The 24,681-nt window shown below is 66.9% G+C and carries 21 protein-coding genes; 8 read left to right on the forward strand and 13 right to left on the reverse strand.

Annotation, left to right across the window (positions count from 1 at the left end):
- The first annotated feature begins 2 nt into the window (after window positions 1–2).
- Window positions 3–671, forward strand: coding sequence for a class I SAM-dependent DNA methyltransferase (locus AC50X6_RS15930; protein ID WP_494967146.1), 669 nt, complete (start codon window positions 3–5; stop codon window positions 669–671).
- A gap of 51 nt (window positions 672–722) precedes the next feature.
- Window positions 723–1,220, forward strand: coding sequence for a hypothetical protein (locus tag AC50X6_RS15935; RefSeq protein ID WP_494967147.1), 498 nt, complete (start codon window positions 723–725; stop codon window positions 1,218–1,220).
- 10 nt (window positions 1,221–1,230) lie between these two features.
- Here AC50X6_RS15935 and AC50X6_RS15940 read toward each other — a convergent pair whose 3' ends face one another.
- The 3 genes from AC50X6_RS15940 to hisS all read right to left on the reverse strand — a co-directional run bounded on the left by AC50X6_RS15940 (window position 1,231) and on the right by hisS (window position 5,426).
- The gene (locus AC50X6_RS15940) at window positions 1,231–2,070 is read right to left on the reverse strand and encodes a GNAT family N-acetyltransferase (RefSeq protein WP_494967148.1); all 840 of its coding nucleotides are present in this window, start codon (window positions 2,068–2,070) and stop codon (window positions 1,231–1,233) included.
- 70 nt (window positions 2,071–2,140) lie between these two features.
- Window positions 2,141–3,943, reverse strand: a complete 1,803-nt coding sequence (gene aspS, locus AC50X6_RS15945; protein ID WP_494967149.1) for an aspartate--tRNA ligase — start codon at window positions 3,941–3,943, stop codon at window positions 2,141–2,143.
- 124 nt (window positions 3,944–4,067) lie between these two features.
- Window positions 4,068–5,426 (reverse strand): histidine--tRNA ligase, encoded by a 1,359-nt coding sequence (gene hisS / locus AC50X6_RS15950; protein ID WP_494967150.1) that lies wholly within the window; start codon window positions 5,424–5,426, stop codon window positions 4,068–4,070.
- 259 nt (window positions 5,427–5,685) lie between these two features.
- On the opposite strand from hisS, the gene AC50X6_RS15955 reads away from it, so the two are divergent.
- The 3 genes from AC50X6_RS15955 (at window position 5,686) to AC50X6_RS15965 (ending at window position 9,001) form a co-directional block, all read left to right on the forward strand.
- Window positions 5,686–6,498: a peptidylprolyl isomerase gene (locus AC50X6_RS15955; protein WP_494967151.1), complete on the forward strand. Its 813-nt coding sequence runs from the start codon at window positions 5,686–5,688 to the stop codon at window positions 6,496–6,498.
- A 61-nt stretch (window positions 6,499–6,559) separates the two neighbouring features.
- Complete coding sequence (locus AC50X6_RS15960; protein WP_494967152.1) at window positions 6,560–8,200, forward strand: DUF349 domain-containing protein; 1,641 nt, start codon at window positions 6,560–6,562, stop codon at window positions 8,198–8,200.
- Window positions 8,201–8,296: 96 nt separating this feature from the next.
- Complete coding sequence (locus AC50X6_RS15965) at window positions 8,297–9,001, forward strand: hypothetical protein (RefSeq protein WP_494967153.1); 705 nt, start codon at window positions 8,297–8,299, stop codon at window positions 8,999–9,001.
- A gap of 12 nt (window positions 9,002–9,013) precedes the next feature.
- On the opposite strand, the gene AC50X6_RS15970 is transcribed toward AC50X6_RS15965, so the two are convergent.
- From AC50X6_RS15970 to pdxT, 9 genes are all read right to left on the reverse strand, one after another.
- Entirely contained in the window at window positions 9,014–11,407 is a 2,394-nt protein-coding gene (locus AC50X6_RS15970; RefSeq protein WP_494967154.1) for a RelA/SpoT family protein, read from the reverse strand.
- 164 nt (window positions 11,408–11,571) lie between these two features.
- Window positions 11,572–12,591: a protein translocase subunit SecF gene (gene secF, locus AC50X6_RS15975; protein WP_494967155.1), complete on the reverse strand. Its 1,020-nt coding sequence runs from the start codon at window positions 12,589–12,591 to the stop codon at window positions 11,572–11,574.
- On the reverse strand, window positions 12,592–14,352 hold the full coding sequence (gene secD, locus AC50X6_RS15980; RefSeq protein ID WP_494967156.1) for a protein translocase subunit SecD: 1,761 nt from the start codon (window positions 14,350–14,352) through the stop codon (window positions 12,592–12,594). It abuts the gene before it with no gap.
- Window positions 14,353–14,457: 105 nt separating this feature from the next.
- The gene (yajC, locus tag AC50X6_RS15985) at window positions 14,458–14,895 is read right to left on the reverse strand and encodes a preprotein translocase subunit YajC (RefSeq protein WP_494967205.1); all 438 of its coding nucleotides are present in this window, start codon (window positions 14,893–14,895) and stop codon (window positions 14,458–14,460) included.
- 244 nt (window positions 14,896–15,139) lie between these two features.
- Entirely contained in the window at window positions 15,140–16,252 is a 1,113-nt protein-coding gene (ruvB, locus tag AC50X6_RS15990; RefSeq protein ID WP_494967157.1) for a Holliday junction branch migration DNA helicase RuvB, read from the reverse strand.
- Window positions 16,245–16,895, reverse strand: a complete 651-nt coding sequence (gene ruvA / locus AC50X6_RS15995) for a Holliday junction branch migration protein RuvA (protein WP_494967158.1) — start codon at window positions 16,893–16,895, stop codon at window positions 16,245–16,247. Before ruvA ends, ruvB begins: the two co-directional genes overlap by 8 nt.
- A 91-nt stretch (window positions 16,896–16,986) precedes the next feature.
- On the reverse strand, window positions 16,987–17,574 hold the full coding sequence (gene ruvC / locus AC50X6_RS16000; RefSeq protein ID WP_494967159.1) for a crossover junction endodeoxyribonuclease RuvC: 588 nt from the start codon (window positions 17,572–17,574) through the stop codon (window positions 16,987–16,989).
- Window positions 17,571–18,326: a YebC/PmpR family DNA-binding transcriptional regulator gene (locus AC50X6_RS16005; protein WP_494967160.1), complete on the reverse strand. Its 756-nt coding sequence runs from the start codon at window positions 18,324–18,326 to the stop codon at window positions 17,571–17,573. Before AC50X6_RS16005 ends, ruvC begins: the two co-directional genes overlap by 4 nt.
- A 3-nt stretch (window positions 18,327–18,329) precedes the next feature.
- The gene (gene pdxT / locus AC50X6_RS16010; RefSeq protein ID WP_494967161.1) at window positions 18,330–19,031 is read right to left on the reverse strand and encodes a pyridoxal 5'-phosphate synthase glutaminase subunit PdxT; all 702 of its coding nucleotides are present in this window, start codon (window positions 19,029–19,031) and stop codon (window positions 18,330–18,332) included.
- 81 nt (window positions 19,032–19,112) lie between these two features.
- On the opposite strand from pdxT, the gene AC50X6_RS16015 reads away from it, so the two are divergent.
- Both AC50X6_RS16015 and AC50X6_RS16020 read left to right on the forward strand, forming a co-directional pair.
- On the forward strand, window positions 19,113–20,417 hold the full coding sequence (locus tag AC50X6_RS16015) for a Mur ligase family protein (RefSeq protein WP_494967162.1): 1,305 nt from the start codon (window positions 19,113–19,115) through the stop codon (window positions 20,415–20,417).
- A 98-nt stretch (window positions 20,418–20,515) separates the two neighbouring features.
- Window positions 20,516–21,262 (forward strand): type 1 glutamine amidotransferase, encoded by a 747-nt coding sequence (locus AC50X6_RS16020; protein ID WP_494967206.1) that lies wholly within the window; start codon window positions 20,516–20,518, stop codon window positions 21,260–21,262.
- Window positions 21,263–21,405: 143 nt separating this feature from the next.
- On the opposite strand, the gene AC50X6_RS16025 is transcribed toward AC50X6_RS16020, so the two are convergent.
- On the reverse strand, window positions 21,406–21,648 hold the full coding sequence (locus tag AC50X6_RS16025; protein WP_494967163.1) for a hypothetical protein: 243 nt from the start codon (window positions 21,646–21,648) through the stop codon (window positions 21,406–21,408).
- Between the two features lie 271 nt (window positions 21,649–21,919).
- On the opposite strand from AC50X6_RS16025, the gene AC50X6_RS16030 reads away from it, so the two are divergent.
- A complete protein-coding gene (locus AC50X6_RS16030; protein ID WP_494967164.1) occupies window positions 21,920–24,574 on the forward strand; it encodes a winged helix-turn-helix domain-containing protein in 2,655 nt (884 codons plus the stop codon).
- Window positions 24,575–24,681: the final 107 nt, after the last annotated feature.

The raw sequence follows: 24,681 nt of genomic DNA on the forward strand, positions 1-24,681 counted from the left end.
AAATGAATGTTGATGATCGTCTTGCCATCGTCCGGTCAGGGTACGACACGGTCGCCGAGAGCTACGCGAGGTTGCTGCCTGACGCGGGCTTCGAGGCGCCGGCGGACCGGGGCATGATTGAAGCGTTCGCCGCGTACGTGAACACGGGAAATATCCGATCTGCGGTCGACGCCGGCTGCGGTTCGGGCCGGATGTGCCGGTTGCTGTCGTCCCTGGGACTCGACATTTCAGGGATTGACGTGTCCGCAGGAATGATTGCCGTGGCCCGACGCACCTATCCTGAGCTCAGCTTTGAGGTCGCCGAACTGTCGGATCTTCCCTACGCGGACAGGCAGCTGGGTGGAGTGTTCGCCTGGTACTCGATCATCCATTCACACCCCAAGGACCTGCCCCGGATATTCGCCGAGTTCTTTCGTGTCCTGGCACCTGGGGGCTATGCAATGCTCGGCTTCCAGGTCGGCGAGGGACATCGCCACCTCTCGCGCGCCTATGGGCACGACGTGTCGATGGAAGCACACCTCTTCACGCCAGAGGTCATCACCGATCACCTGACAGTCGCCGGTTTCGACGTGATCGCTCAAATGACACGCCGGCCCGGTGCCCTCGAGAAGGCGCCCCAGGCAGTACTTCTCGCTCACCGGCCAGCCATGGCGACAGCCATGGAAGCATAGCCCCCCGGCGAATTCCGGGGACCCGGGTGACGGGGCCGATAGGGTGGGGCCATGCCTAAAACAGCGGGACAAAAACTCGGATCGTTGCTGGTCCCGCTCTTCCTGCTCGCCATCCTTGCCGGCGCGGTGACCGGCGCGGGTGCGGGCGCTGTCCTGAGCGTGATCTCGGCGGTCCAGCTGGCTGTGCAGCCGGAGCTCGGGATGGGATCCGGAGGGTTCGGGATCTTCCCGGTCCTGGCCGGTCTGCCGGCCGGTGCCATGATGTCTTTGGCCCCCGCAGCAGGGTCCGCTGTGGCCTTGTTCGTGCAGGCCTGGAACTCGCCTTTCCCGTCCGTCAAGGAACAAACCCGGGCGGCAGCCTGGGGTGCCTGCTCGGCGTCGGTCCTGCTGACAGCCGGGGCCTTGCTCTGGAGGGGCGCTGACCCGGTGGCCATCCTTGCAGCCGGCACCGCGTATGCTCTTGTCTCGTTCCTGCTGGCGTTTGCCATCACCGCCCGGCTCCTTCGGCACCGGGAATCCCGGGAAGCGGCAGACGCCGGGGCAAACTGACGGCGCCTTTTCAGCAGCCGGTCAGGTGCCGCTTCGGCCGTTCCTGCCGGTAAAGGTAGCGGCCGGCTTCACGGAATCCGGCCCGTGCGTACAGCCCGCGGGCGCCCGGATTGGACGCCGTCACCAGCAGCCAGTAGCCACTCAGGCCGCGCAGGGCTCCTTCGAGCAGCAGGGCCTGCAGGACACGGGATGCGTGGCCCTGCCGCCGGGCATCCGGCCGGGTAGCCAGGCAGTAGAGTCCGCCCCTGCCGCCGGAAGGAACTGCCAGACGTCCGACGGCGGCAGCGTCGCCGTCGTCGTCCCGCACGAGCGCGTACAGCGAGGGGCAGCCCACCAGAATTTCCCGGGCGACGGCCATCGCCGCCTCATCGCCGCGACCGTCCACGCTCCACCAGAGCCGCAGCCATTCGGCGGAGGGTGCTGTGCTCATTTCAACGGCGCTGACTTCGACGGCGCTGACGTCGACGGCGCTGACGTCGACGGCGGAGATTTCGACGCCGGCAGCGGGCTCCGACGAATCCCCCACAGCGTCCCGGACCAGGACCAGCGTTTCAGACTGGCGGGTGAAGCCCTCCGCATCCAGTACAGCGTTGAGCGGCGCGTAGCGCGGGCCATCGACGATCTGGAAGATCAGCGGCAGCCGGCGGTCCCGGTACCAGAGCCGTGCCGACGGCAGTGCGGCGAGGTGTTTGTGCGCGTCTGCGCCAGGCTCGCGGGGCCACACCGAGTTGGCGCGCTGCGTCACGCCGGAGGCGGCGCGGAGCACCCAGCCGCCGGATTCCTCCCGTTCGGCGGCAGGCCAGGCTGCATCCATCAGCGCCCCAAGATCCGGTAGCAACGGATCTGCCATGTCCTGCCATCCTTCCAACAGCAGAGGCTCCCCGGGTTCCCGGGGAGCCTCTCGTGTGCAGCCTCTGGGGCTACTCGGCTTTTTTGACGTCTTCTGCCTTCGGCGCCGCCGCCTTGGCTTCGGGCTTGAAGTCGACGCCGGCTTCCTTGCGCTGCTGCGCCGTGATCGGCGCGGGAGCCTGGGTCAGCGGGTCGAAACCGCCGCCGGACTTCGGGAACGCGATGACGTCGCGGATGGACTCAACACCGGCCATCAGGGCGACCACACGGTCCCAGCCGAAGGCAATGCCGCCGTGCGGAGGCGCGCCGAATTTGAAGCCCTCCAGCAGGAAACCGAACTTGGTCTGGGCATCTTCCTTGGCCAGGCCCATCAGCTCGAAAACCCGTTCCTGGACGTCGGCCTGATGGATACGGATGGAGCCCCCGCCAATTTCGTTGCCGTTGCAGACGATGTCGTAGGCGTAGGACAGCGCGGATTCGGGATCCTTGTCGAAGCTGTCCATGAACTCGGGCTTGGGCGAGGTGAACGCGTGGTGCACGGCGGTCCACTGGCCGGCACCGACGGCGACGTCGCCGGAAGCGACCGCCGCTGCGGCCGGTTCGAACATCGGGGCGTCGACAACCCACACGAAGGCCCAGTCCGCCGGGTTGATCAGGCCGGTGCGGTGGCCGATCTCCACGCGGGCGGCGCCCAGCAGGGCGCGGGCGGCGGACTTCTCGCCGGCGGCGAAGAAGATGCAATCGCCCGGCTTGGCGCCGACGGCGCCGGCCAGTCCGGCCCGCTCAGTGTCGGTGAGGTTCTTGGCCACGGGGCCGGCCAATTCGCCGTCGTCCTTGAAAAGGACGTACGCCAGTCCCTTGTGCCCGCGCTGCTTGGCGAACTCCTGCCAGCCATCCAGGGTGCGGCGCGGCTGGGAGGCCCCGCCCGGCATAACGACGGCGCCGACGTAGGGGGCCTTGAAGACGCCGAAGTTGGTGTCCTTGAAGAACCCGGTGAGCTCGGTGAGCTCCACGCCGAAACGCAGGTCCGGCTTGTCCGAGCCGTAGCGGGCCATCGCGTCGTGGTACGTGATGCGCTGGATCGGCGTCGGGATTTCGACGTCAATGAGCTTCCACAGCGCCTTGACGATGTTCTCGCCGAGTTCGATGATGTCGTCCTGCTCGACGAAGCTGGCTTCGATGTCGAGCTGGGTGAACTCCGGCTGGCGGTCCGCGCGGAAGTCCTCATCGCGGTAGCAGCGGGCGATCTGGTAGTACTTTTCGAAGCCGCCCACCTGCAGGAGCTGCTTGAACAGCTGCGGGGACTGCGGCAGCGCGTACCAGGAACCCGGCGCCAGGCGGGCGGGGACCACGAAGTCGCGGGCGCCTTCCGGCGTCGAACGCGTGAGCGTGGGGGTTTCGATCTCGACGAAACCGTCCCGGTGGAGCAGCTCGCGGGCCACGCGGTTGGCTTCGGAGCGCAGGCGCAGGTTGCGGGCGGGACCGGGGCGGCGCAGGTCCAGGTAACGGTGCTTGAGGCGTGCTTCCTCGCCAACTTCAACGTGCTCGTCGATCTGGAACGGCAGCGGATCGGAGGTGTTGAGGATGATGACCTTCTCGGCCATGACCTCGACCTCGCCGGTGGCCAGCGCCGGGTTCTGATTACCCTCGGGGCGCCGGGAGACGGTGCCGGTGATCTGCAGCACGTACTCGTTGCGCAGTCCGTGGAAGACCTCTTCCTCGCGGACCACCACCTGGGCGACGCCCGATGCGTCGCGGAGGTCAACGAAGGCGACACCACCGTGGTCACGACGCCGGCCGACCCAGCCGGCGAGGGTTACGGTTTGTCCAATGTGCTCGGAGCGGAGGGATCCGAGGTCATGTGTGCGCAGCACAGCACGCCTTTCTGAAGAAGACAGAGGGAAAACATTATCCATGTTCAAGGGGATCGCTGCGGGAACGATCCCGTTCGAGTTTACCCGGTGGCGCCGGCCCCGCCGCCACCGGGTGGCGGTCGGTTCAGGCCTTGCGGACGCGGACGTGCAGGTCCTCCCCGGACGGTGCCCAGCTGGCCGGATCGGCGTCGACCTGCTCGCCGGAGCGGATGTCTTTGACCTGGTGCTTGCCCTCGTCGTCGGTAAACCAGACGAAGGGGATGCCGCGCCTGTCGGCGAACTTGATCTGCTTGCCGAACTTCTCGGCCTTCGCGGCCACCTCGGTGGCGATGCCGCGGCTGCGCAGCGCCGCGGCGACGTCCTGCGCGCCGCCCCAACTGTCGTCCGTGGTGAGCGCCACCAGCACCGCGGTGGGCACGGATCGTGTGGCCCTGGCGAGGTCCTGGCTGAGGATCCTCGAGACGAGCCTGGTCACTCCGATGGAGAGCCCGACGCCGGGGAACGTGCGGCTGCCCTTGCTGGCCAGCGCGTCATAGCGCCCGCCGGAGCAGATGGAGCCGAGCTGCTCGTGGCCCACCAGGACGGTTTCCACCACGGTGCCGGTGTAATAGTCCAGGCCGCGGGCGATGCTGAGGTCCGCCACGACCTTGCCGGGGGCACGCTGGACCACGGCCGCAATGACCTGCTCCAGCTCGGCCAGGCCTTCCTCGAGCAGGTCGTTGCTGACATCCAGCGCCCGGACCTCGGCCACGAACGAGGTGTCCCCGGTCCGGATCGAGGCGAGCTCCAGCGCGGACCGGGCCTGTTCGTCGGTGGCGCCAAGCTCGGACTTGAGCAGCTCGGCCACCTTGGCCGGGCCGATCTTCTCGAGCTTGTCGATGCTGCGCAGCACGCCAGCGGTGTCGGTCAGGCCGATGCCGTTATAGAAGCCCTCGGCCAGCTTGCGGTTGTTGATCCGGAGCAGGAAGTCGGGAATCGGCAGGGCGTTGAGGGCCTCGGCGATCACCAGCGCAATCTCGACGTCGTAGCGGAACGGCAGTTCGCCGTCGCCCACGACGTCGATGTCCGCCTGGGTGAACTCGCGGGCGCGGCCCTCCTGCGGACGCTCGCCGCGCCAGACCTTCTGGATCTGGTAGCGGCGGAACGGGAAGGCAAGGTAGCCGGCGTTCTCCACGACGTAGCGGGCGAACGGCACGGTGAGGTCGAAGTGCAGGGCCAGGGCGTGCGGATCGCCCGTGGCTGGTGCCGCTGCGGCGTTGCCGCCGTCGCCCTCCTCGTCCTGGAGCCGGCGCAGCCCGTAGACCTCTTTGTCGATCTCGCCCTTGCGGAGCAGCTGGCCCAGCGTTTCCACGGCACGGGTTTCGATCGAGGAGAAGCCATGGAGTTCAAAAATCCGGCGCAGGGTGTCCAGCACATGCAGCTCCACCAGGCGTTCCTCGGGAAGCCACTCGGGGAATCCGGACAGGGAGGCGGTGCGTGCCATGGTGGAATTCTCTCCTCGGGTAACGCCGGCCGGGGCAATTTCGCCGCAAACTGTTCCGAAACAGGCTGTCCGAAACGGTGAGCAGATAGGCGGCGGACCGGCCAGTCGTGCATAAACTGTGTGCGGCAGTCAGTTTATGCTTTCGTCGCGTGCTTCTCCAATGCGGCCGGGCAATGCAGGTTTGCCGGCAGATTTACAGCTGAACCTCCGACGGCGCCCTGCGCCCGTTCCGGTGTCGGCCCTACAACCAGGAGGACCTTTGGCGGCCAGTTCACGGAGCGCCCGCGACGCCAAGCGGCGCGTCCAGCAGATGGAAGCCAAGCGCGAGCTGCGCGGCGAGCAGGACAAGCGCCGCAAGCGCGACAACGTCCTCGCCGTTGGTGCGGGAACCGCAGCCATCGTGGCCGCCCTCGTCCTCCAGCTGACGGTTTTCTCCTCCAACCCCACGGAGGATGAATACGCGGCCACGCAGGCCGGACTGACCTCCCCGTCCGCCACGCCGTCGGCCAGTCCCCCGGCCAGCCCGGGCAACGGCGAGAACATCCCCAAGCCGGAGACCGCGGCCGGCAAGACCCTCACCGGCGAGCTCAAGCTCAGCAGCGGCGCGCTCGGCGTCGAACTCGACGGTACGAAGGCCCCGCAGGCGGCAGCCGTCTTTAAGTCCCTCGCGGACCAGGGCTTCTACGCGGGCCTCAGTTGCCACCGGCTCACCACGGCCGAGACGTTCGGGGTGCTGCAGTGCGGCTCCAAGGGCGGCGACGGCGGCAGTGACGCGGCTTACACCTGGGGACCGCTGGAGAACACACCGGCGGACAACAGCTACCCGGCCGGAACCATCGCCGTCGCACGCACGGGGGGAAACGCCTACGGCAACGGCACGCAGTTCTTCATCGTGTACAAGGACACCGTTATTCCGGCAGACGCCGCCGGCGGGTACACGGTGGTGGGCAAGGTGACCTCCGGCCTCGACGTGGTGGGCACCATTGCCGCTGCCGGCCTCAAACCGGGTGATAACGCCACAGACGGCGCACCCGTTGAACCAGTCACGATAGACTCGTTCTCTCTGAAGTAGCCAGCCGTTGCCCTTGTGGCGGCGGCCCCGGTATTTCCCTCCAAGCGAAAGACTTCTAGCGGTGACAGACAGTCAGAAATCCGACGAAACAGTGTCAGCAGCAGCAGCTGCCCACGAGACCGAAGCCGATGCCGGGTTCGTAGAACCGGCCGCAGAACAGGCGACGGCACCGGCGGCAGACGCTCCCACAGACACAGACACGGACACCCAGGCAGAGGCTCCCGCGGCTCCGGAAGCGGAAGCCGTTCCCGAGCCGGAGGCTCCCGCGACGGATGTTCCCGCCAAGGACGCAGCACCCGGGACCGAGGTGGCTGCGCCGGCCGAGCAACCAGCACCCGCCGCTCCCGCGCGTCCCGCCCCGTCACCGGCCGCGTTCGCCGCCCGGCCCAAGGCAATGCCTGCGCCGGCCGCCGCCGCTGCCCCGCCGGCGCCCGTGTCCTCCGCTGCCTCGCTCGCCGAAGCCGCCCGCTGGGGCCGCGTCGAAGGCGACGGCCATGTGTTCCTGACCGTGGACGGCACCGAATACCCCGTCGGCCAGTACCCGGATGTCAGCGATGACGAAGCCCTCGGCTACTTCGCACGCAAGTACGACGACGTCGTCGCGCAAATCGTCCTTCTCGAACAGCGGGTGAGCTCCAAGGCTCCCAGCACTGACATGCAGAAGACTGTCACCCACCTGCGCGAACAGTTGGCCGAGCGGAACATGGTGGGCGATCTTCGCTCCGCCGAGACCCGCCTGGACGCACTCGCCACGCAGATTGGCGAGCTCGAAAAGGCTGAGAAGGCCGAACATGACGCTGTCCGCGCCGCCGAACTGGCGGCCCGCGAGGCAATCGTGGCCGAGGCCGAGGAGATCGCCGGTCACGACCCGGCGCAGATCCAGTGGAAGACCTCCAGCGCCCGGATGAATGAACTCTTCGAAAGCTGGAAGACTGCACAGAAAAGCGGAGTCCGGCTCGGCCGCAGCAACGAGGACGCCCTCTGGAAGCGGTTCCGCGCAGCCCGCACGGTATTTGACCGCCACCGCCGCGCCTACTTCTCCCAGCTGGACAGCAACAACTCCGTGGCCAAGGCAGCCAAGGAAAAGCTGATCACCGAGGCGGAAGCCCTCTCCACCTCGACCGACTGGGGGTTCGCGGCCGGCGAATACCGCCGCCTGATGGACCAGTGGAAGGCCTCACCCCGCGCCAGCCGCAAGGACGATGACGCCCTCTGGGCGCGCTTCCGCGCAGCGCAGGACGTCTTCTTCACCCACCGCCAGACGGCCAACGACGAGATCGACCAGGAATTCGGCGCGAACCTCGTGGTGAAGGAAGCACTGCTGGTGGAAGCCGCCGAACTGCTGCCCGTCAAGGACCTCGCAGCCACGAAGAAGGCGCTGCAGTCCATCCGCGACCGCTGGGAAGAGGCCGGCAAGGTGCCGCGCGCCGAGATGGGCCGGACCGAGGCAGGGCTGCGGAAAGTCGAGGACGCCGTCCGCCACGCCGAGGATGAGAACTGGAAGCGGTCCAACCCGGAGACAAAGGCCCGCACCAACAGCGCGCTGACCCAGCTGGAATCGGCAATCGCCGGACTCCGGGACGACCTTGCCAAGGCCGAGACGGCAGGGGACCAGCGCAAAATCAAGGCCGCCAGGGAAGCACTCGAAGCCCGCGAGGCATGGCTGGAGCAGCTCGAGAAGTCCGCAAGCGAGCTCTCCTGACAGCCTCTCCTTCACCATCCGCAGGCTCCGATCCGGTTATCCACATGACCGGGACGGGGCCTGTTTTGTTGGCCCCGGGCGCGGCACGATGGCTAAATGGCCCTCACGCCCGGTTCCCCCGCCCCTCCCGCTCCTCCCGGCGCCCATCGAGCTCCCGGCGCCCTGCCCACACGCGGCACGGCTGTCCGGCCGGCCCTTACCGCTGCGCCAGATCCGCCGCCCGGCGAGCTCTACTCCCCCGGTGCGCTGTTCTCCTGGCCTGAGCTGCAGGCCATGGCGTCCGACGGCGTGCTGACGCAGCTCTACCAGCACGGCTACCTGCCGCCCGGGACCCTGCCCACCCCGCATCTCCGGGCCCGCGCCGCCGCCGTCCTGATCCGGCCGGGAATCCGCCAGCGGGTGGTGGCCGGAAGGATGACGGCGGCCTGGATTTTTGGCTGCGCTCCGGAGCCGGACCGTCTCGCCCTGCTGGTCGATGCCAGCCGGAGAATCTCCGGCCTGAGAACCACGCGCGGCTGCACCTTCCACGAAGTGCGGCTCGGACCGTTCGACGTCGTGAGCCTGGGCGGGCTGATGGTCTCCACTCCGCTGCGGACCGCCGTGGACATAGCTCTGCATGTGGACGCCGAACGCGCCGTGCCGGCGCTGGGCGCCCTTCTGGGCCGCCCGGAGCTTGGCCTGGGACTGCGGCTGCTCGCCCTCGCCGTAGACGCCACGCCGAGGATGCCGCACAAGAGGGCAGCCCTGGCAAAGATCGCGTCCGTCCAGCACGGCCAGACGCAGGCCGGGCAGCCGCCCTAGCTGGCGTGCACCCTAGCTGCGCCGCCGGTTCCCGGTAGTGCGGTAGACATCGAACACACCATCGATGCGGCGGACGGCGCTGAGTACGTGGCTGAGGTACTTGGGGTCGCCCATCTCGAAGGCGAACTTGGAGATTGCCACACGATCCGTGGACGTATGCACGCTGGCGGCCAGGATGTTGACGTGGTTCTCCGAGAGGATCCGGGTGACGTCGGAGAGCAGGGATTTGCGGTCCAGCGCCTCCACTTGGATTTCCACCAGGAACACACTCGATTGGGTGGGTGCCCAGTCCACCTCCACAATCCGGTCCGGCTGCTCCAGCAGGCCCGAGACGTTGGTGCAGTCGGTCCGGTGCACGGAGACGCCCGAGCCTCGTGTGACGAAGCCGAGGATCGGATCCGGCGGCACGGGAGTGCAGCAGCGGGCCAGCTTGACCCAGACGTCGTCCACACCGCGGACCACCACGCCGGAATCTGAATACCGCGCCTTGGTGACCTGGGTGGGGATGGAAACCTCGGTGAGGTGGTCTTCCGGGGTGTCTTTTCCGCCGAGGCTCTCCACGAGGCGTTCCATGACGGACTGGGCGGAGGTGTGGCCGTCACCCACCCCCGCGTAGAGTCCGGAAATGTCGATGTATTTGAAATCCTCGGCGATCGCGGCGAGGGCATCGTGCGTCATGAGCCGCTGCAGCGGAAGGTTCTGCTTGCGCATGGCCTTGGTCAGCAGATCCTTGCCGCGGTCGATTGACTCTTCGCGGCGCTCCTTGCTGAACCACTGCCTGATCTTGTTGCGGGCGCGGGCGCTCTTGACGAAGTGCTGCCAGTCCTGGCTGGGCCCGGCGCCTTCGGCTTTGGAGGTGAAGATCTCCACCCAGTCGCCGTGGTTCAGTTCGCTGTTGAGCGGAATGAGCTTGCCGTTGACGCGGGCACCGATGGTCCGGTGGCCCACCTCGGTGTGGACCGCGTAGGCGAAGTCCACCGGTGTGGAGCCCGCGGGCAGTGCCATGACCTCGCCCTTGGGAGTGAAGACGAACACTTCCCGGGCGTTGATTTCAAACCGCAGGGAGTCCAGGAACTCGCCGGGGTCGGAGGTTTCCTGCTGCCAGTCGACGAGGGACCGCAGCCAGCCCATGTCGCCGTCACGCGGGCTTCCGGGTCCGGCGGCCGCGCGGTTCGGCTGGTCCTTGTACTTCCAGTGCGCGGCGACGCCGTATTCTGCGCGGCGGTGCATCTCGTGGGTGCGGATCTGGATTTCCACCGGCTTGCCGCCAGGGCCGATCACCGTTGTGTGCAGCGACTGGTACATGTTGAATTTCGGCATCGCGATGTAGTCCTTGAACCGGCCGGGCAGCGGGTTCCAGCGCGAGTGCATGGCCCCGAGGGCCGCGTAACAGTCCCGGACGGAGTCCACCAGGACACGGACACCCATCAGGTCGTTGATGTCATCGAAGTCTTTGTCGCGGACGATCATCTTCTGGTAGATCGAGTAATAGTGCTTCGGCCGCCCGGTGATGGTGGCTTTGATCTTGGCATCGCGCAGATCGTCCGTGATCTGGTTCCGGATAACGCTAAGGTTCTTCTCTCGCTCCGGGGTCCGGTCCCCTACCATCCGCACGATTTCCTCGTAAACCTTCGGGTACAGTGCCGCGAATGAGAGGTCTTCGAGTTCCCACTTGATCGTGTTCATGCCGAGCCGGTGGGCCAGCGGGGCGAAGATCTCGAGGGTTTCGCGGGCCTTGCGCGCCGAGGACTCCGCGGAGACGAACCGCCAGGTGCGGGCGTTGTGCAGCCGGTCCGCGAGCTTGATCATCAGCACGCGGATGTCCTTGGCCATTGCCACGACCATTTTGCGCACGGTCTCGGACTGGGCGGCCTCGCCGAAACTGACTTTGTCCAGCTTGGTGACACCATCCACCAGCATGGCGACTTCCGGTCCGAATTCAGCCTTGAGATCGGCCAGCGTATATGAGGTGTCCTCGACGGTGTCGTGCAGCAGGGCCGCGGCGAGCGTGGTGCCGCTGAGGCCCAGCTCGGCGAGGATGGTGGCCACGGCCACCGGGTGTGTGATGTACGGATCGCCGCTCTTGCGCTTCTGGCCGCGGTGGCACCGTTCGGCGACGACGAAGGCGCGCTGGATGAGGTCGAAGTCTTCCTTGGGGTTGTTGACCCGGACGGTCCGCAGCAGCGGCTCCAGGATCGGCGAGTACGCGGGGGCGCCTCGGCCTGTCAGCCGGGCGAGCCGGGACCGGGTACGTTCACGCCGGCCGGGGAAGGTGGGCCGGGCTCCCGAGCTGTCAACGGGGACCGGCGGATCGGCGCGTCCGGGAGTCACTACACCAGTCCGTGAACTCTGGCCGGGACCCTTTTCCGCTGGTGCTGCCGGCACCGGCGTCGAACGTTCTTCCAATGGAGCACCTCTCACAACCCGTTAATTATTCAAGTCTATTCCCGCAGCAGGATACTTCGATAACCGGCGGGGATACGGCGGCGGGCCGGAGAGCGTCAGGGATGACGTTCTCCGGCCCGCGGATCCGATTCAGGTGGTACCCGTTCAAGGGGCACCGTCGCCGGTTAGGCCGTGGCGGGCGTCGCCGATGAGGCGTTCCTGGCCGCCGTCTCTGCGCGGCGGTGCTGCACCCGATGGGCCTGCTTGAGAAGGTCAGGTTCGTTCTGGCGCAGCCAGGCATAGAGCGGGGCCGCGATGAAGATCGTTGCCGCCGTGCCGATCAGGATGCCCACGAACAGGGCCAGCGAGAGGTCGCGCAGTGTCCCGGCGCCTAGCAGCCCCGCCCCGATGAAGAGGATGGCTCCGACCGGAAGGATGGCCACCATCATGGTGTTGATGGAGCGCACCAGGGTCTGGTTGACGGCGAGGTTGACTTCCTCACCAAAGGTGAGCCGCGTGGAGACCTGCAGGTCCGCGGTGTTTTCGCGGATCTTATCGAACACCACCACGGTGTCGTACAACGAGTAGCTGAGCACCGTCAGGAAGCCGATGATGGCCGACGGCGTCACCTCGAAGTCGCTGAGGGAGTACACCCCCGCGGTGATGAACATGGTCACCAGCATGCCGACAATCGCCGAGAGTGACATCTTCCAGGTCCGGAAGTACAGCGCCATCAGGATGGCGGCGAGCACCACGAAGATGACGAGTCCCAGCAGAGCCTGCTTGGTGACGTCGGCCCCCCACGTGGGCCCGACGAAGGTCGAGGTCACCTCGTTGTCCGTAACACCGTAGGCAGTGGTCAGGCCCTCTTTGATCCGGAGCGTCTCCTCGTCGGTGAGCTTGTCCGTCTGGATCCGCATGGTGTTGCCTGCGACGTTTGCGACGCGGGGGATGCTGCCGGGGACTACGTCCTCCACTGACTTCTCGCCGACGGCGGTATCCGTCGTCTTGACGTTGGAGACCGTGAACTCCGAGCCGCCGCGGAACTCGATGCCCAGGTTGAAGCCGCCTTTGGCGACCGGGAGCAGGATCGAGAGCGCGACGGCGACGGCGGCAATCAGGAACCAGATCTTTTTGGAGGCGACGAAGCCGTAAGAGCGCTTGCCGCTGTAAAGCTCGTTACCGAAATTAGCGAAACTGGCCATTTACTTGCCCTCCTTGGACGGGCTCTTGGCGGAACCAGCTAGCTGTTCCTGTCGTTCCGCGAGCCGTCGTTCTGCGATGGTCAACCTGCGCTCGGCTTCAGCCGTGGCGCCGGTGTTCTTGGAACGCACTGCAACCGCCGGCCGGTCCTCCGGCACGCGGAGCCGGCCTGCACCCCGGTACAGGGGAACAACGCCGAGACGCTTCGGGTCCAGACCCGACAGCGGGTGGCCTTCACCGAAGAACTTGGTGCGGGCAAGCATCTGCAGGGTGGGGTGGGTGAACATAAAGACGACGATGAGGTCGGCGATCGCGGTCAGGCCGAGGGTAAAGGCGAAACCGCGGACGTTGCCCACTGCCACGAAGTACAGCACCAGGGCGGCCAGCAGGTTTACCGCCTTGGACGCCAGGACGGTGCGCTTGGCACGCTTCCAGCCGTTCTCTACAGCGGAGACGAGGCCGCGGCCTTCACGGAGCTCATCACGGATTCGTTCGAAGTAGACGATGAACGAGTCCGCCGTCTGGCCGATGGCCACGATGATGCCCGCAACGCCGGCGAGTGAGAGCCGGTAATTTTCGGTCCAGCCCAGGATCGCGATGGCCAGGTAGGTCAGCGCGCCGGCCACCAGGAGGGAGGCTACGGTGACAAAGCCCAGCGCCCTGTACTGGAACAGCGAGTAAACCACCACCAGCAGCAGGCCTATCAGTCCGGCGAGCATGCCCATGCGGAGCTGCTCCCCGCCGAGAGTGGCCGAGATCTGCTGTTCGCTCTGGATCTCGAAGCTGATCGGCAGGGCACCGAAACGGAGCTGGTCGGAGAGGGCCTTCGCGGACTGCTCGGTGAACCCGCCGGTGATCTGCGGACGGCCGTCGGTGATGACGGCGAGGGAACGCGGTGCCGAGATGACCTGGTCATCGAGGACGATGGCGAACTGGGCCTTCGGGTCCGAGCCGCTTTGGCCGCCGGCGGCGACGTAGAACTGGTAGAGGCGTTCAGTGACTTCCTTGAACTTGGCGGTTCCCGTGTCGTCGAACTGGATGTTCACCGCCCACTCGTTGGTCACAGCTCCCTGCGCGCCGCGCTGCAGCTGGAACGTGGAACCCTTGATGTTGGAGCCCTTGACCTCGACCGGACCAAGGATGTATTTGATGGCGGGCGAGTTGTCGGACGCCGGTTCGCAGGTGACCAGCGGCTTGGCCGGGTCGGAGCGTTCCTGCTTGTCCTGGGAGGGGGTGTCGCAGTTGAGCGTCTCGAACTTCTTGTAGACGTCGGCGGTGATCCAGTTTTCATCGCTGCTGTTGGCGGGCTCCGCGGCGGGCTTGGGCAGCTTCTCTTCCGGGGTCAGTGACTCCGCGGGGACTGCTGCGCCGGGGCCGGCCTGGATGACCGGCCGGAAGTTCATGTCCGCGGATGCCTGGATCAGCGCGCGGGTTTCCCTGGAGGGGGTACCGGGGAGGCTGACGACGACGTTCCGGCCGGACTGCGTGCTGATTTCAGCTTCCGCTACGCCCGAGCCGTCCACGCGCTGGCGGATGATCGACACGGCCTGGTTGAGCTGCTCTTCGTTGATGTCCGAACCGCCCTCAACCTTGGGCGCCAGGATCATCTGGGTGCCGCCTTCAAGGTCCAGGGCGAGCTTGGGAGCCCAGCTCGCCTGGCCGGCCATGGTGCCGCCCGCCAGGAGTGCAGTCAGGACGGCGAGAATTACGCCAAGCCAGACAAGCACCCTGAGGGCTGTGTTTTTGGGGCCAGTTCGTGCCATTGTCGATCTTTCTTCTATTGACGCAAGGAGCGCCGGCGCGGGCGGTGAGACCCGCACCGGCGGTTGCCCGCAGCAGTTGCTGCGCGGGATGGCTCAAAGGGCAGACTAGCTGCCTTTTTTGCCTTCGTCATTGAGGCGGCGCAGGGTTTCGTCGGGAGTTTCGTTGACGGGAGCACCGTTGACGGGAGCTTCGTTGCCCGGAGCTTCGATAACGGGGGCGGGGCTGTCCGTCTTCTCGATGGTCAGCGAGGATGCGTCGTCGGGTACCACAGTGGGCTCCTCGGCCACAACAACCGGCTCAACGATCTTGGTGACGGCCTGGCGGTGCACCGTCGCGGTGTTGCCGGGAGAGAGTTCCAGCAGGACCTTATTCTCGTCGTCGTCGATCTCGACGATGCGGCCAAACAGGCCGAAGCTCGTCATGACCTCCACGCCCGGAGCAAACTGCGACTGCAGCGTGGCTGCCTGCTCCTTGGTCTTCTTGTTGCGGCGGAACATCGTGAAGACGAAGAGTCCGAGCATGACGAACAGCAGGATGTTTATTGGATCCACGGGAAAAATTCCATTCTGTACTTGCATAGCTGGTCATCGGCAACGTCTGCTTCGCTCCGGGCCAACCGGGCGGCCGGCGCCCCCGGACAGTCCCCCGGGCAGTGGACCTGGCGGAAGGACTGCCGGAAAAACCATGCCCAGCCAACGGCGGCCAGACGGGGGCCGCGCACAGAAACAAAGACCCGAACGTGCCGAGCGTCATTCCAGTCTAAAGGGAAAAGGCCACGGGGTGGTGCTACTGACTGTTACGGATCCATTCCGGATCGGCTTCTTCTCCCCGGCCGTCCGCCATGTCCGGCTCAAGTTCCCCGGCCTGGAACAGCTCAAGCGGGTCCTGACTGAAGATTCCGGGCGGCACTGCAAATCCGAGGTGGGTCCACGCCGGGGCCAGCGCAATCCGGCCGCGCGGAGTGCGGCCCAGCAGCCCTTCGCGGACCAGGTACGGCTCGGCAACGGTTTCCACCGTCTCGGTCTCTTCGCCGACGGCGATCGCGAGCGTGGACAGGCCCACCGGTCCGCCGCCGAATTTCGTGATGAGCGCCTCGAGGACGGCCCGGTCCAGCCGGTCGAGGCCGCGCTTGTCCACCTCATACATGTCCAGCGCCGCGGACGCGGCGCGGGCGTCGATCTGCTCGATGCCGTGCACCAGGGCCCAGTCGCGCACGCGCCGCAGAAGGCGGTTGGCGATCCGGGGTGTGCCGCGGGAGCGTCCGGCGATCTCGCTGAAACCGGCGGAGTTGACCTTGAGGTCCAGCAGTCCGGCGGAGCGCCGGAGCACGAGTTCCAGTTCGGCAACGGAGTAAAACTCGAGGTGCCCGGTAAAGCCGAAGCGGTCGCGGAGCGGCCCCGGCAGGAGTCCGGCCCGGGTGGTGGCACCCACCAGGGTGAAGGGCGGCAGTTCGAGCGGGATGGCGGTGGCGCCGGCGCCTTTGCCCACGATGATGTCGACGCGGAAATCTTCCATCGCCATGTACAGCATTTCCTCGGCCGGCCGGGACATCCGGTGGATCTCGTCGAGGAAGAGGACCTCGCCCTCGGAGAGCGAGGAGAGAATGGCGGCCAGGTCTCCGGCGTGCTGGATGGCCGGGCCGCTGCTGATCCGCAGCGGGGCGTTCATCTCGGCGGCAATGATCATGGACAGCGTGGTCTTGCCCAGGCCCGGCGGGCCGGAGAGCAGCACGTGGTCCGCGCTGCGGCCGCGCATGCGGGAGGCCTCCAGCACGAGCGAGAGCTGCTTGCGGACCCGGTGCTGGCCGACGAAGTCGTGCAGGTTCTTGGGCCTGAGAGCGGCCTCAATGACGCGTTCCTCCGGCTCCTCTCCCCCGGCCACGAGCGACGGCTCAGCCACGGGTGCCTACCCTGTTCCCGGCTCGGGCGCCGTCCTGGCCCAGCCAGCGCAGGGTGGCGCGCAGAATCTCGGCCACGTTGCCCTTCCCTGCGAGTTCGGGAGAGTCGGCGAGGGACTTGTCAATGCTGGTGACGGCATCTTTTTCGGACCAGCCCAGGCTCGTCATGGCGGCGACCACCTGCGGCTTCCAGACAGCTTCCGAGGAGGAGGACGCCGCGGGGGCAGCGGCGCCTGCGGTCCCATGCGGAATGAGCTTTCCTGCCAGTTCCAGCACGATCCGGCCCGCAACCTTGGGCCCGATCCCGGGCACCTTGGTGAACGCCTTGCCGTCGCCGGAGTGCGCGGCGACGCGGATGGCTTCGGGCTCGTGGACGGCCAGCACGGCCAGGGCCAGCCGGGGGCCGACGCCGCTGACGCTGAGGAGCACATCGAAGACTTCGCGTTCGTCGTCGCTGCTAAAGCCGAAGAGGGTCAGGGAGTCCTCACGCACGATCAGCGAGGTGTAAAGCTTTCCCTCCTCGCCCATGCGGAGACTGCTGAGCGTCTGTGGCGTGGCGTTCACGCTCATGCCGGCACCATTGAGGTCGATCACGGCGGAGGACAGACCGACGTGCGCTACGGTTCCGCGGAGAAAACTGATCAAGGCCGGGCTCCTGAAATACCGCCGGCAAATGCCGGCTATCGAACATATCTACGAATACCCTACCAAGCTCTGCGCCGGTACAGCCGGACATTCAGCGTGAACGCCGCGCTTTGGCCTCGGCGTCCGCCCAGGCACGCTGGGCCGGGGTCAGGGCCCGGCTGCCCGGTCCGGTGCTGACGGCGCCCTCGTTGGAAGTTCCGCTGCCGGCACGCCACGCGTGGGTGATGGCAAGCGCCAGCGCGTCGGCGGCGTCGGCCGGGCGGGGCGGGGCGTCGAGCCGCAGGATCTTGGTGACCAGTTTGGTGACGGCTTCCTTGTTGGACCTGCCGCTGCCGGTGACGGCGGCCTTGACTTCCGACGGCGTGTGCAGCGCCACCGGGATGCCGCGGCGGGCAGCCGCGGCGATCACGACGCCGGATGCCTGCGCGACCCCCATCACGGTACTGACATTAAGTTGCGAGAACACGCGTTCGACGGCGAGGACGTGCGGTTCGTATTTGTCCAGCCACTCATCGATCGAGGTGGCGATGACCAGCAGCCGCTGGTCCAGGCTTTCCCCGGGAGGGGTTCCGACGACGCCGAACGCCACCAGGGTGGCGCGGCGGTTCCGCTCCACGTCCACGACGCCGATCCCGCAGCGGGTGAGGCCCGGATCGACGCCGAGGACGCGAAGGCTCACTCGGCGCCCAGTGCGGCCTGTACATCGTCGCTGAGGTCGGCGTTGCTGTAGACGTTCTGGACGTCGTCGAGTTCTTCTAGCGCGTCCACGAGCTTCATGAACTTTTTGGCACCCTCGAGGTCCAGCGGAACCTCCATGGAGGGCACGAACTCGGCTTCGTCGGACTCGTACTCGATGCCGGCCTCCTTGAGCGCATCGCGAAGGGCCTGGAGATCGGTCGGTTCGGAGTGGATCTCGAAGCTGTCACCGTTATCCTTGACTTCCTCGGCGCCGGCGTCGAGCACGGCCATCAGGACATCATCCTCGGTCAGGCCGTTCTTCGGCAGTGACACAACACCCTTGCGGGAGAAGAGGTAGCTGACCGACCCGGGATCGGCGATGGTGCCGCCGTTGCGGGAGATGGCGAGGCGGACTTCCGAGGCGGCACGGTTCTTGTTGTCCGTGAGGCACTCGATCAGCAGCGCGGAGCCCTGCGGCCCGCGGCATTCGTACATGATCTCGGTGTAGTCCACCACTTCGCCGGTGAGGCCGGCACCGCGCTTGATGGCGCGGTCGATGTTGTCAGCGGGAACCGAGGTCTTCTTGGCCTTCGTGACGGCCAGTTCCAGGCCCGGGTTGCCGGCAAGATCCGGGCCTCCCATCCGGGCGGCCACTTCGATGTTCTTGATCAGCTTGGCGAACGACTTGGCCCGGCGGCTGTCGAGGATGGCCTTCTTGTGCTTGGTCGTCGCCCATTTGGAGTGGCCTGACATACTTTACGCTTCTCCTCTGATCATTCGAATAAACAGTTCGTGCACGCGCTTCTCTCCCGTCACTTCCGGGTGGAAGGAGGTCGCCAGCAGCTTGCCGGAGCGCACAGCCACAATTCTAGCCGTCCCGGCCAGCGCTTCGGGGTGGGACGCCCTGCCTGGTTCCACCGTGGCGAGGATCTCCACGCCGTCCCCGACGCGCTCCACCCACGGCCCGCGGATGAAGACCGCATGAACAGGCGCCACGCCGTGCTCCGTGGCGCTGAACTCCAGGCCTCTGAAGTCGAGGTCCGTTTCGAAGGACTCGCGCTGCCGGCCAAAGGCGTTGCGGCGCACCGTAATATCCAGGCCGCCGAAGGTCTGCTGCGGGTTGCCGGCGAGGTCCCTCGCCGGGTCGGTGATCTCGTCCGCGAGCAGGATCATGCCGGCGCAGGAACCGTAGGCCGGCAGCCCGGCCCGGAGGCGTTCGCGCAGCGGGTCCCGGAGCCCGAAGATCCCGGCGAGCTTGTCAATGGTGGTCGATTCGCCGCCGGGAATGATGAGGCCGTCGAGGCCGTCGAGCTCGGCGGGACGCCGGACGCCGATGCCGGTGGCACCGGCTGCTTCCACCGCGTGCAGGTGTTCGCGGAAATCGCCCTGGAGTGCCAGCACGCCGATCCGCAGGCCTGCACCCGCGCGGGAAGGAAGCGCAGAAGAGGGGTTGGTCATCCGACCAGCATAGTGGCCCGAACACCCCCGGCACCCCGGCCCGGCAGGCTTCCATGCCGCCGCTGGGATATATTACAAAGCATGTTTTACTTCAGCGTTCCGCTCGGCAAGCTCGTCCGCCGGGTCTCCCGGCTCAGGGGCGGAGGCTCTGCCCTCCCCGGGCTGGTCGTCGAAAAAATCGACCCCGGCTTTATGCGTAGGACCCTGTCCTCCCTGCCGCTGGGCGTTGCCGTCGTCAGCGGTACGAACGGGAAGACGACCACCACCAAAATGGTGGTGGAGCTGCTCGAGAGCCAGGGCCTGGCGGTCTTCACCAACCGCACCGGCAGCAATTTCACCCGCGGCGTGGCCGCCGCCCTGCTTGGCGAGGTGGACTGGCGGGGCCGGCTGAGCGCCGACGTCGCCGTGCTGGAGCTGGATGAGGCGCACGCCGTGCACTTCGTCAACCAGGTGCCGCCGCGCTACAGCCTTCTGCTGAACGTCCTGCGGGACCAGCTGGACCGCTTCGGGGAGATCGACAAGACCGCGCAGCTGCTGCAGCACGTTGCCGCCAAAACCACGGAAACCGTTGTGCTGAACCGGGAGGACCCCCGCGTCGCCCGAATCGCGGAAACGCTGAACACGGACACCCTCACCGGACCCGGCGTCCTCTACTTCGGCCTCGATGATTCGCTGCTGGGCACCTTCCCCAACGACGACGAGATGCGGGCCGCCCCCGGCAGCCCGGTGCCGCCGTCCCCCGCAAAGCCGTCCGCCGACGTCGTGCTGCGCAGGGTCGGTCCGGACAATGCGGACTTCGAGTACGACGGCGTCACCGTCACCACCGCAATGAACCTGCGCGGCGTCTACAACATCTTCAACGCCGCCGCCGCGTTGACCCTGGCCCGGGCGATTTCAGGCGCCCGCGGCGCAGGCACCGACCAGGCCGGACTGCTCACGGCGCTGTCTAGGGTGGCGCCGGCGTTTGGCCGCGGCGAAAGCCTCGTGGTCGATGGCCTGCCGCTGGAACTGGTGCTGGTCAAGAACCCCAGCGGTTTCCGGCTGGGCCTGAAATCCTTCCCGGCCGCCGGCTACGCCACCATGATCGCGATCAATGACAACTACGCGGACGGCCGGGACATGTCCTGGCTGTGGGACGTCGAATTCGATACCCTCCGTGCGGGCGGCGTGGACGGATTGACCGGCTCCCGCGCCTACGACATGGCGTTGCGGCTGCAGTACGACGACGTCGCCATCGGTGCGGTGAACACCGAGATCGCACCCGCGCTGGCCGCTTTCATCCGCGGCGCCAAGGACAAACCAAAGCGGATCTTCTGCACCTACACAGCCATGCTGGCCATCCGCCGCGAGCTGGCCAAAATCACCACAGTGGAGGTGGTCTCATGACCCCCGAGCCCGAATCCGGACAGCCCGGGTCCAAGCTGCCCGAATCCAAGCAGACAGAGTCCAGCGTGCCCGGGCACAGGCTCTCCTTCGGCCACGAGTTGCCGCCGGAGGAATCCGCTGCGCCCGGCAAGGGCAGCATCCGTGTCCTGCAGCTGTACCCGCGGGACATGAACATTTACGGCGACTGGGGCAACGCCCTGGTGCTCGCGCAGCGCCTGCGCTGGCACGGCTATACCCCCGAACTGCTCGAGTACAACGTGGGAGACGCGTTCCCGGCGGATGTTGACCTGGTTGTCGGCGGCGGCGGGCAGGACAGCGGCCAGCTGGTCATCCAGGACGATCTGCGCTCCCGGGGGCCTGCCCTCAAGGAACTGGCGGAGGACGGCACGCCCATGCTGGTGATCTGCGGCCTGTACCAGCTCTTCGGGAAGTTCTTCAGGACCCGGACGGGCTCGGTCCTGCCGGGAATCGGCATCCTGGACGTAGAGACCCACGGCACGGACGAGCGGTTGATCGGAAACGTCTCCGTGTCCTCCCCCGAGTTCGGCACCGTCCTGGGCTACGAGAACCACAGCGGCCAGACCATGCTTGGCCCCGGCGTTTCGCCGCTGGGAACCACGGCCAGGGGCACCGGCAACAACAGCGACGACGGCCAGGAAGGCGCCCGTTACCGGAACATCGTGGCGAGTTACCTGCACGGCTCCCTGCTGCCCAAGAACCCGGCGCTGGCGGACTTCCTCATCCGGACCGCCGTCGAACGCAAGTACGGCACCTTCTCCCCCGGTACACCGGACGACTCCTACGCGGCCCTCGCCCGCGAACACGCGGCCCGCCGGCCACGCTGAAGCGGCCGAGCCGGCTCAGAGTGAGCACTGAGTCAGCGCCGAGTCGGCAAGTCGCGGTCCTACCGGGTGTCACGCCGGGTTGACTTCGATTAGCTGCGGATGCCCGGCGGTGCCGAAAGGACTCGGATCGGCTGCAGTGGTTTTCAAAACGCGCAGCGTCCTTTCGTAGGCCGCAGGATTTTCTTGCCGGAGTCTTTCGATCTGGTCTTCCAGGCGGGTGGCGAACCGTGGGTGGATGCCATCACCACGGTGGCCAGCCCGGCCTCGTCGAAGACGTCCGCAGCGTCTGAAGGGTCAACACCGTAGCCTTCCGTGAATCTGCCGGGGATCCCGTTGCGGAAGATGCCCTGCTCGATCACTTCCGCAACGAAGGCGCCGTCGTCCATCCGGCCACGTTCATCCGGAATCGCGACGGTCCGGCGAGGGCACGTGGTGATCTCGAATTCGAGGCGCTCTTCACTTGTTTCCAGGCGCTCTCAAACCCTGGCACAGCGACAGCTCTCGGTCCGTGCGTACATGCCCCTGAACACCAGCCCCGGTACGCTGGTGCTATCAGCCGCACACTTCGGACACGGTTGTGCACGTTGGAACGGGGATCGCATGGCACGCCCGATGATTGCAACCAAGCTGTACGTCCCGAAGCTGCGAGGTGGTCTTGTGACCCGCCCACGACTCAGTGAGCGTTTGCGTCGCGGAGCCGAGTCGAGGCTGACTCTGCTGTCCGCCCCCGCCGGGTTCGGCAAGACGACGCTCCTCGCCGAGTGGCTGGGCGAGACACCTGGCGAAGGCCGTTGCGTGGCGTGGCTCTCGCTCGATGCGGCGGACAGCGAGCCGGCTTCATTCTGGACCGGCGTCGTGACCGCACTCCAAACGGCGATGCCCAGCGTCGGATCGACTGCGCTTGAGCTCATTGCGTCTTCTCCAATGCCGACCGAGCATGTGCTCAACACCGTGTTGAACGAGCTCGCCGCGGCACCGAACGGTGTATGGCTGGTGCTCGACGACTACCACTCGGTTGACAGCCGCGATGTCGGTGACGGGATGGCCTTCCTTTTGGAACACCTTCCGCCGCACGTGCACGTCGTGATCAGCACCCGCGCCGACCCCGATCTGCCACTGTCTCGATTGCGGGTGCGCGGCGAGCTGGTCGAGATCCGAGCTGCGGAGCTGCGCTTTACGTCGGAGGAGGCCGCCGCGTACCTCAATGAGGTGGCGGGACTGGACCTCGCCGCGGAGGAGGTAGCGGCATTGGAGCAGCGAACGGAGGGATGGATTGCCGCGCTTCAGCTCGCTGCCCTCTCTCTCCAGGGGCGCGAAGACGTCGCAGGCTTCATCGCCCGGTTCGCCGGGAACGACCGGTATATCGTCGACTACCTGGTCGAGGAGGTCCTACAGCATCAACCCGACGCAGTCCGCAGTTTCCTGTTGCACTCAGCGGTTCTCGACCGGCTCACGGGGCCGCTCTGTGACGCCGTCACCGGCCGCGACGACGGGAGCGACATGCTCGTGGCACTGGAGCGCGCCAACCTCTTCACCGTACCTCTGGACGGCCGGCGGGAATGGTACCGCTACCACCACCTCTTCGCCGACGTGCTGCGGGCACGCCTGCTCAGCGAGCGGCCCGAGCAGATTCCGCTGCTGCATCAGCGCGCCAGCCGCTGGTATGAGAGCCACGATATGGCAGGGGACGCCGTCGGGCATGCATTGTCTGCCCGGGACTTCGACCGCGCGGCACACCTCATGGAGCTGGCCGCGCCGACGATCCGCCGCAACCGGCAGGATGCGATGCTGCTCGGCTGGCTGAAGGCGCTCCCCGACGCCGCCGTCCGGCGCAGCCCGGTGCTCAGCGCCTTCTACGGATTTATGCTCATGCTGTCCGGTGACCTCACCAGCGTCGAGCCACGATTCGCGGACGCCGAGCGGGCGATGGCTGCGGTGCAGGACGGGGCGGCTCCCCCCTGGCCTGACACCGAAGAGCTCCAGACGTTGCCGGCGACCATCGCCGTCTACCGCGCCTCGCTCGCCCAAGCACGGGGCGATGTGGCAGGCACGTCGGAGCACGCCCGGCACGCACTTGACCTAGCCCGCCCCAGCGACCATCTTGCGCGGGGAGCTGCGGCCGGGTTTCTGGGGCTCGCCGCGTGGGCGAGGGGGGACGTGCCGACCGCGCTGCAGACGTTCACGGAGGCTGTGGCAAGCCTGCACGCAGCCGGCAACCTGGTCGACGAGCTCAGCAGCACGGTGGTGCTCGCTGACATGTGGCTCGCGGCAGGTCGACTCAGCAGGGCACGCCTGCTCTACCAGAGTGCGCTGCAGCTGGCCGAGACCCAGGGCGAGCCCGTGGCGCGGGCAGCCGCCGACCTGCACGTGGGCCTAAGCGAGATCTACCGCGAAGCCGGAGACCTCGGCAGAGCCAAGCGACACCTCGAGACCGCCGCAGTATTCCTGGACCATGCACCGATGACCGAGAGCCGCTACCGGTGGTTCGTGGCATTGGGACTGGTTGCCCAGGCCGAAGGAGACCCGGACAGCGCCATCAGGCTCCTGGACCAGGCGGAGCAACTCTACCGGCCGGGTTTCTTCCCGGACGTTCGCCCTATCGCGGCGATGAAGGCCCGGGTCTGGATCGCGCAGGGCAAGATGCCGGAAGCTGCCGACTGGGCACGCGATCGAGGCGTTTCCGTCACGGACGATGCCAGCTATCTAAGCGAGTTCGACCACCTCACCTTGGTCCGGCTGCTCATCGCGCAGCACCGGGCACGCCCCCACGCAATATCGATCGACCGTGCACGTCGCCTGCTGGACCGGCTGTTTGAGGCCGCCGAATCATCCGGACGCGCCGGAAGCCTGGTGGAGATCCGCATGCTGCAGGCACTGGCACAGGACGCGCAGGGACACCGGCCGCAGGCCCGCGAGGCACTGGGCCGCGCTTTCGCCGAGGCACCCGAGGCAGATCAGTATGTGCGGCTTTTCCTGGACGAAGGAGCGCCCATGATGGTGCTGCTCCGCGAGGCCACGCACGGCGCCGACGCCGCCGGCCACGCGTCCCGGCTCATCGCCCTGGGTGAGGGGTCCCCAACGCCAGTTCCCCGGTCAGGGGAGCTCCCGACGTCGGCCGTTGACTCGCTCAGCGAGCGGGAGCTGCAGGTGCTCCGGCTACTTGGCAGTGAGCTGAGCGGGCCCGAGATCGCCCGCGCGCTCTTTATCTCGCTCAACACGCTGCGAACCCACACCAAGCACATCTTCACCAAGCTCGGCGTCAACAGCCGCCGGGCGGCGGTCCGCACCTCCCACGATCACGGCTTGATGTAGCCTGCCCGCCACCGGATCTCACCCTGTCAGTCACATCGTGGGGTGACGCCGGGTCACCCCGTCCGTCCCTAGATTTGAGTCATCCCGCGGCGCCCGGCCACGGAAAC

Source organism: Pseudarthrobacter sp. HLT1-7 (assembly GCF_059383435.1).

Bases quoted from the DNA above. Each gene is read 5' to 3' on its own strand.
- AC50X6_RS15930 (WP_494967146.1), top strand. From the start codon at position 3: ATGAATGTTGATGATCGTCTTGCCATCGTCCGGTCAGGGTACGACACG.
- AC50X6_RS15935 (WP_494967147.1), top strand. From the start codon at position 723: ATGCCTAAAACAGCGGGACAAAAACTCGGATCGTTGCTGGTCCCGCTC.
- AC50X6_RS15940 (WP_494967148.1), bottom strand. From the start codon at position 2,070: ATGGCAGATCCGTTGCTACCGGATCTTGGGGCGCTGATGGATGCAGCC.
- hisS (WP_494967150.1), bottom strand. From the start codon at position 5,426: ATGGCACGCACCGCCTCCCTGTCCGGATTCCCCGAGTGGCTTCCCGAG.
- AC50X6_RS15965 (WP_494967153.1), top strand. From the start codon at position 8,297: ATGGCCCTCACGCCCGGTTCCCCCGCCCCTCCCGCTCCTCCCGGCGCC.
- secF (WP_494967155.1), bottom strand. From the start codon at position 12,591: ATGGCCAGTTTCGCTAATTTCGGTAACGAGCTTTACAGCGGCAAGCGC.
- secD (WP_494967156.1), bottom strand. From the start codon at position 14,352: ATGGCACGAACTGGCCCCAAAAACACAGCCCTCAGGGTGCTTGTCTGG.
- AC50X6_RS16005 (WP_494967160.1), bottom strand. From the start codon at position 18,326: ATGTCAGGCCACTCCAAATGGGCGACGACCAAGCACAAGAAGGCCATC.
- pdxT (WP_494967161.1), bottom strand. From the start codon at position 19,031: ATGACCAACCCCTCTTCTGCGCTTCCTTCCCGCGCGGGTGCAGGCCTG.
- AC50X6_RS16015 (WP_494967162.1), top strand. From the start codon at position 19,113: ATGTTTTACTTCAGCGTTCCGCTCGGCAAGCTCGTCCGCCGGGTCTCC.
- AC50X6_RS16025 (WP_494967163.1), bottom strand. From the start codon at position 21,648: ATGGACGACGGCGCCTTCGTTGCGGAAGTGATCGAGCAGGGCATCTTC.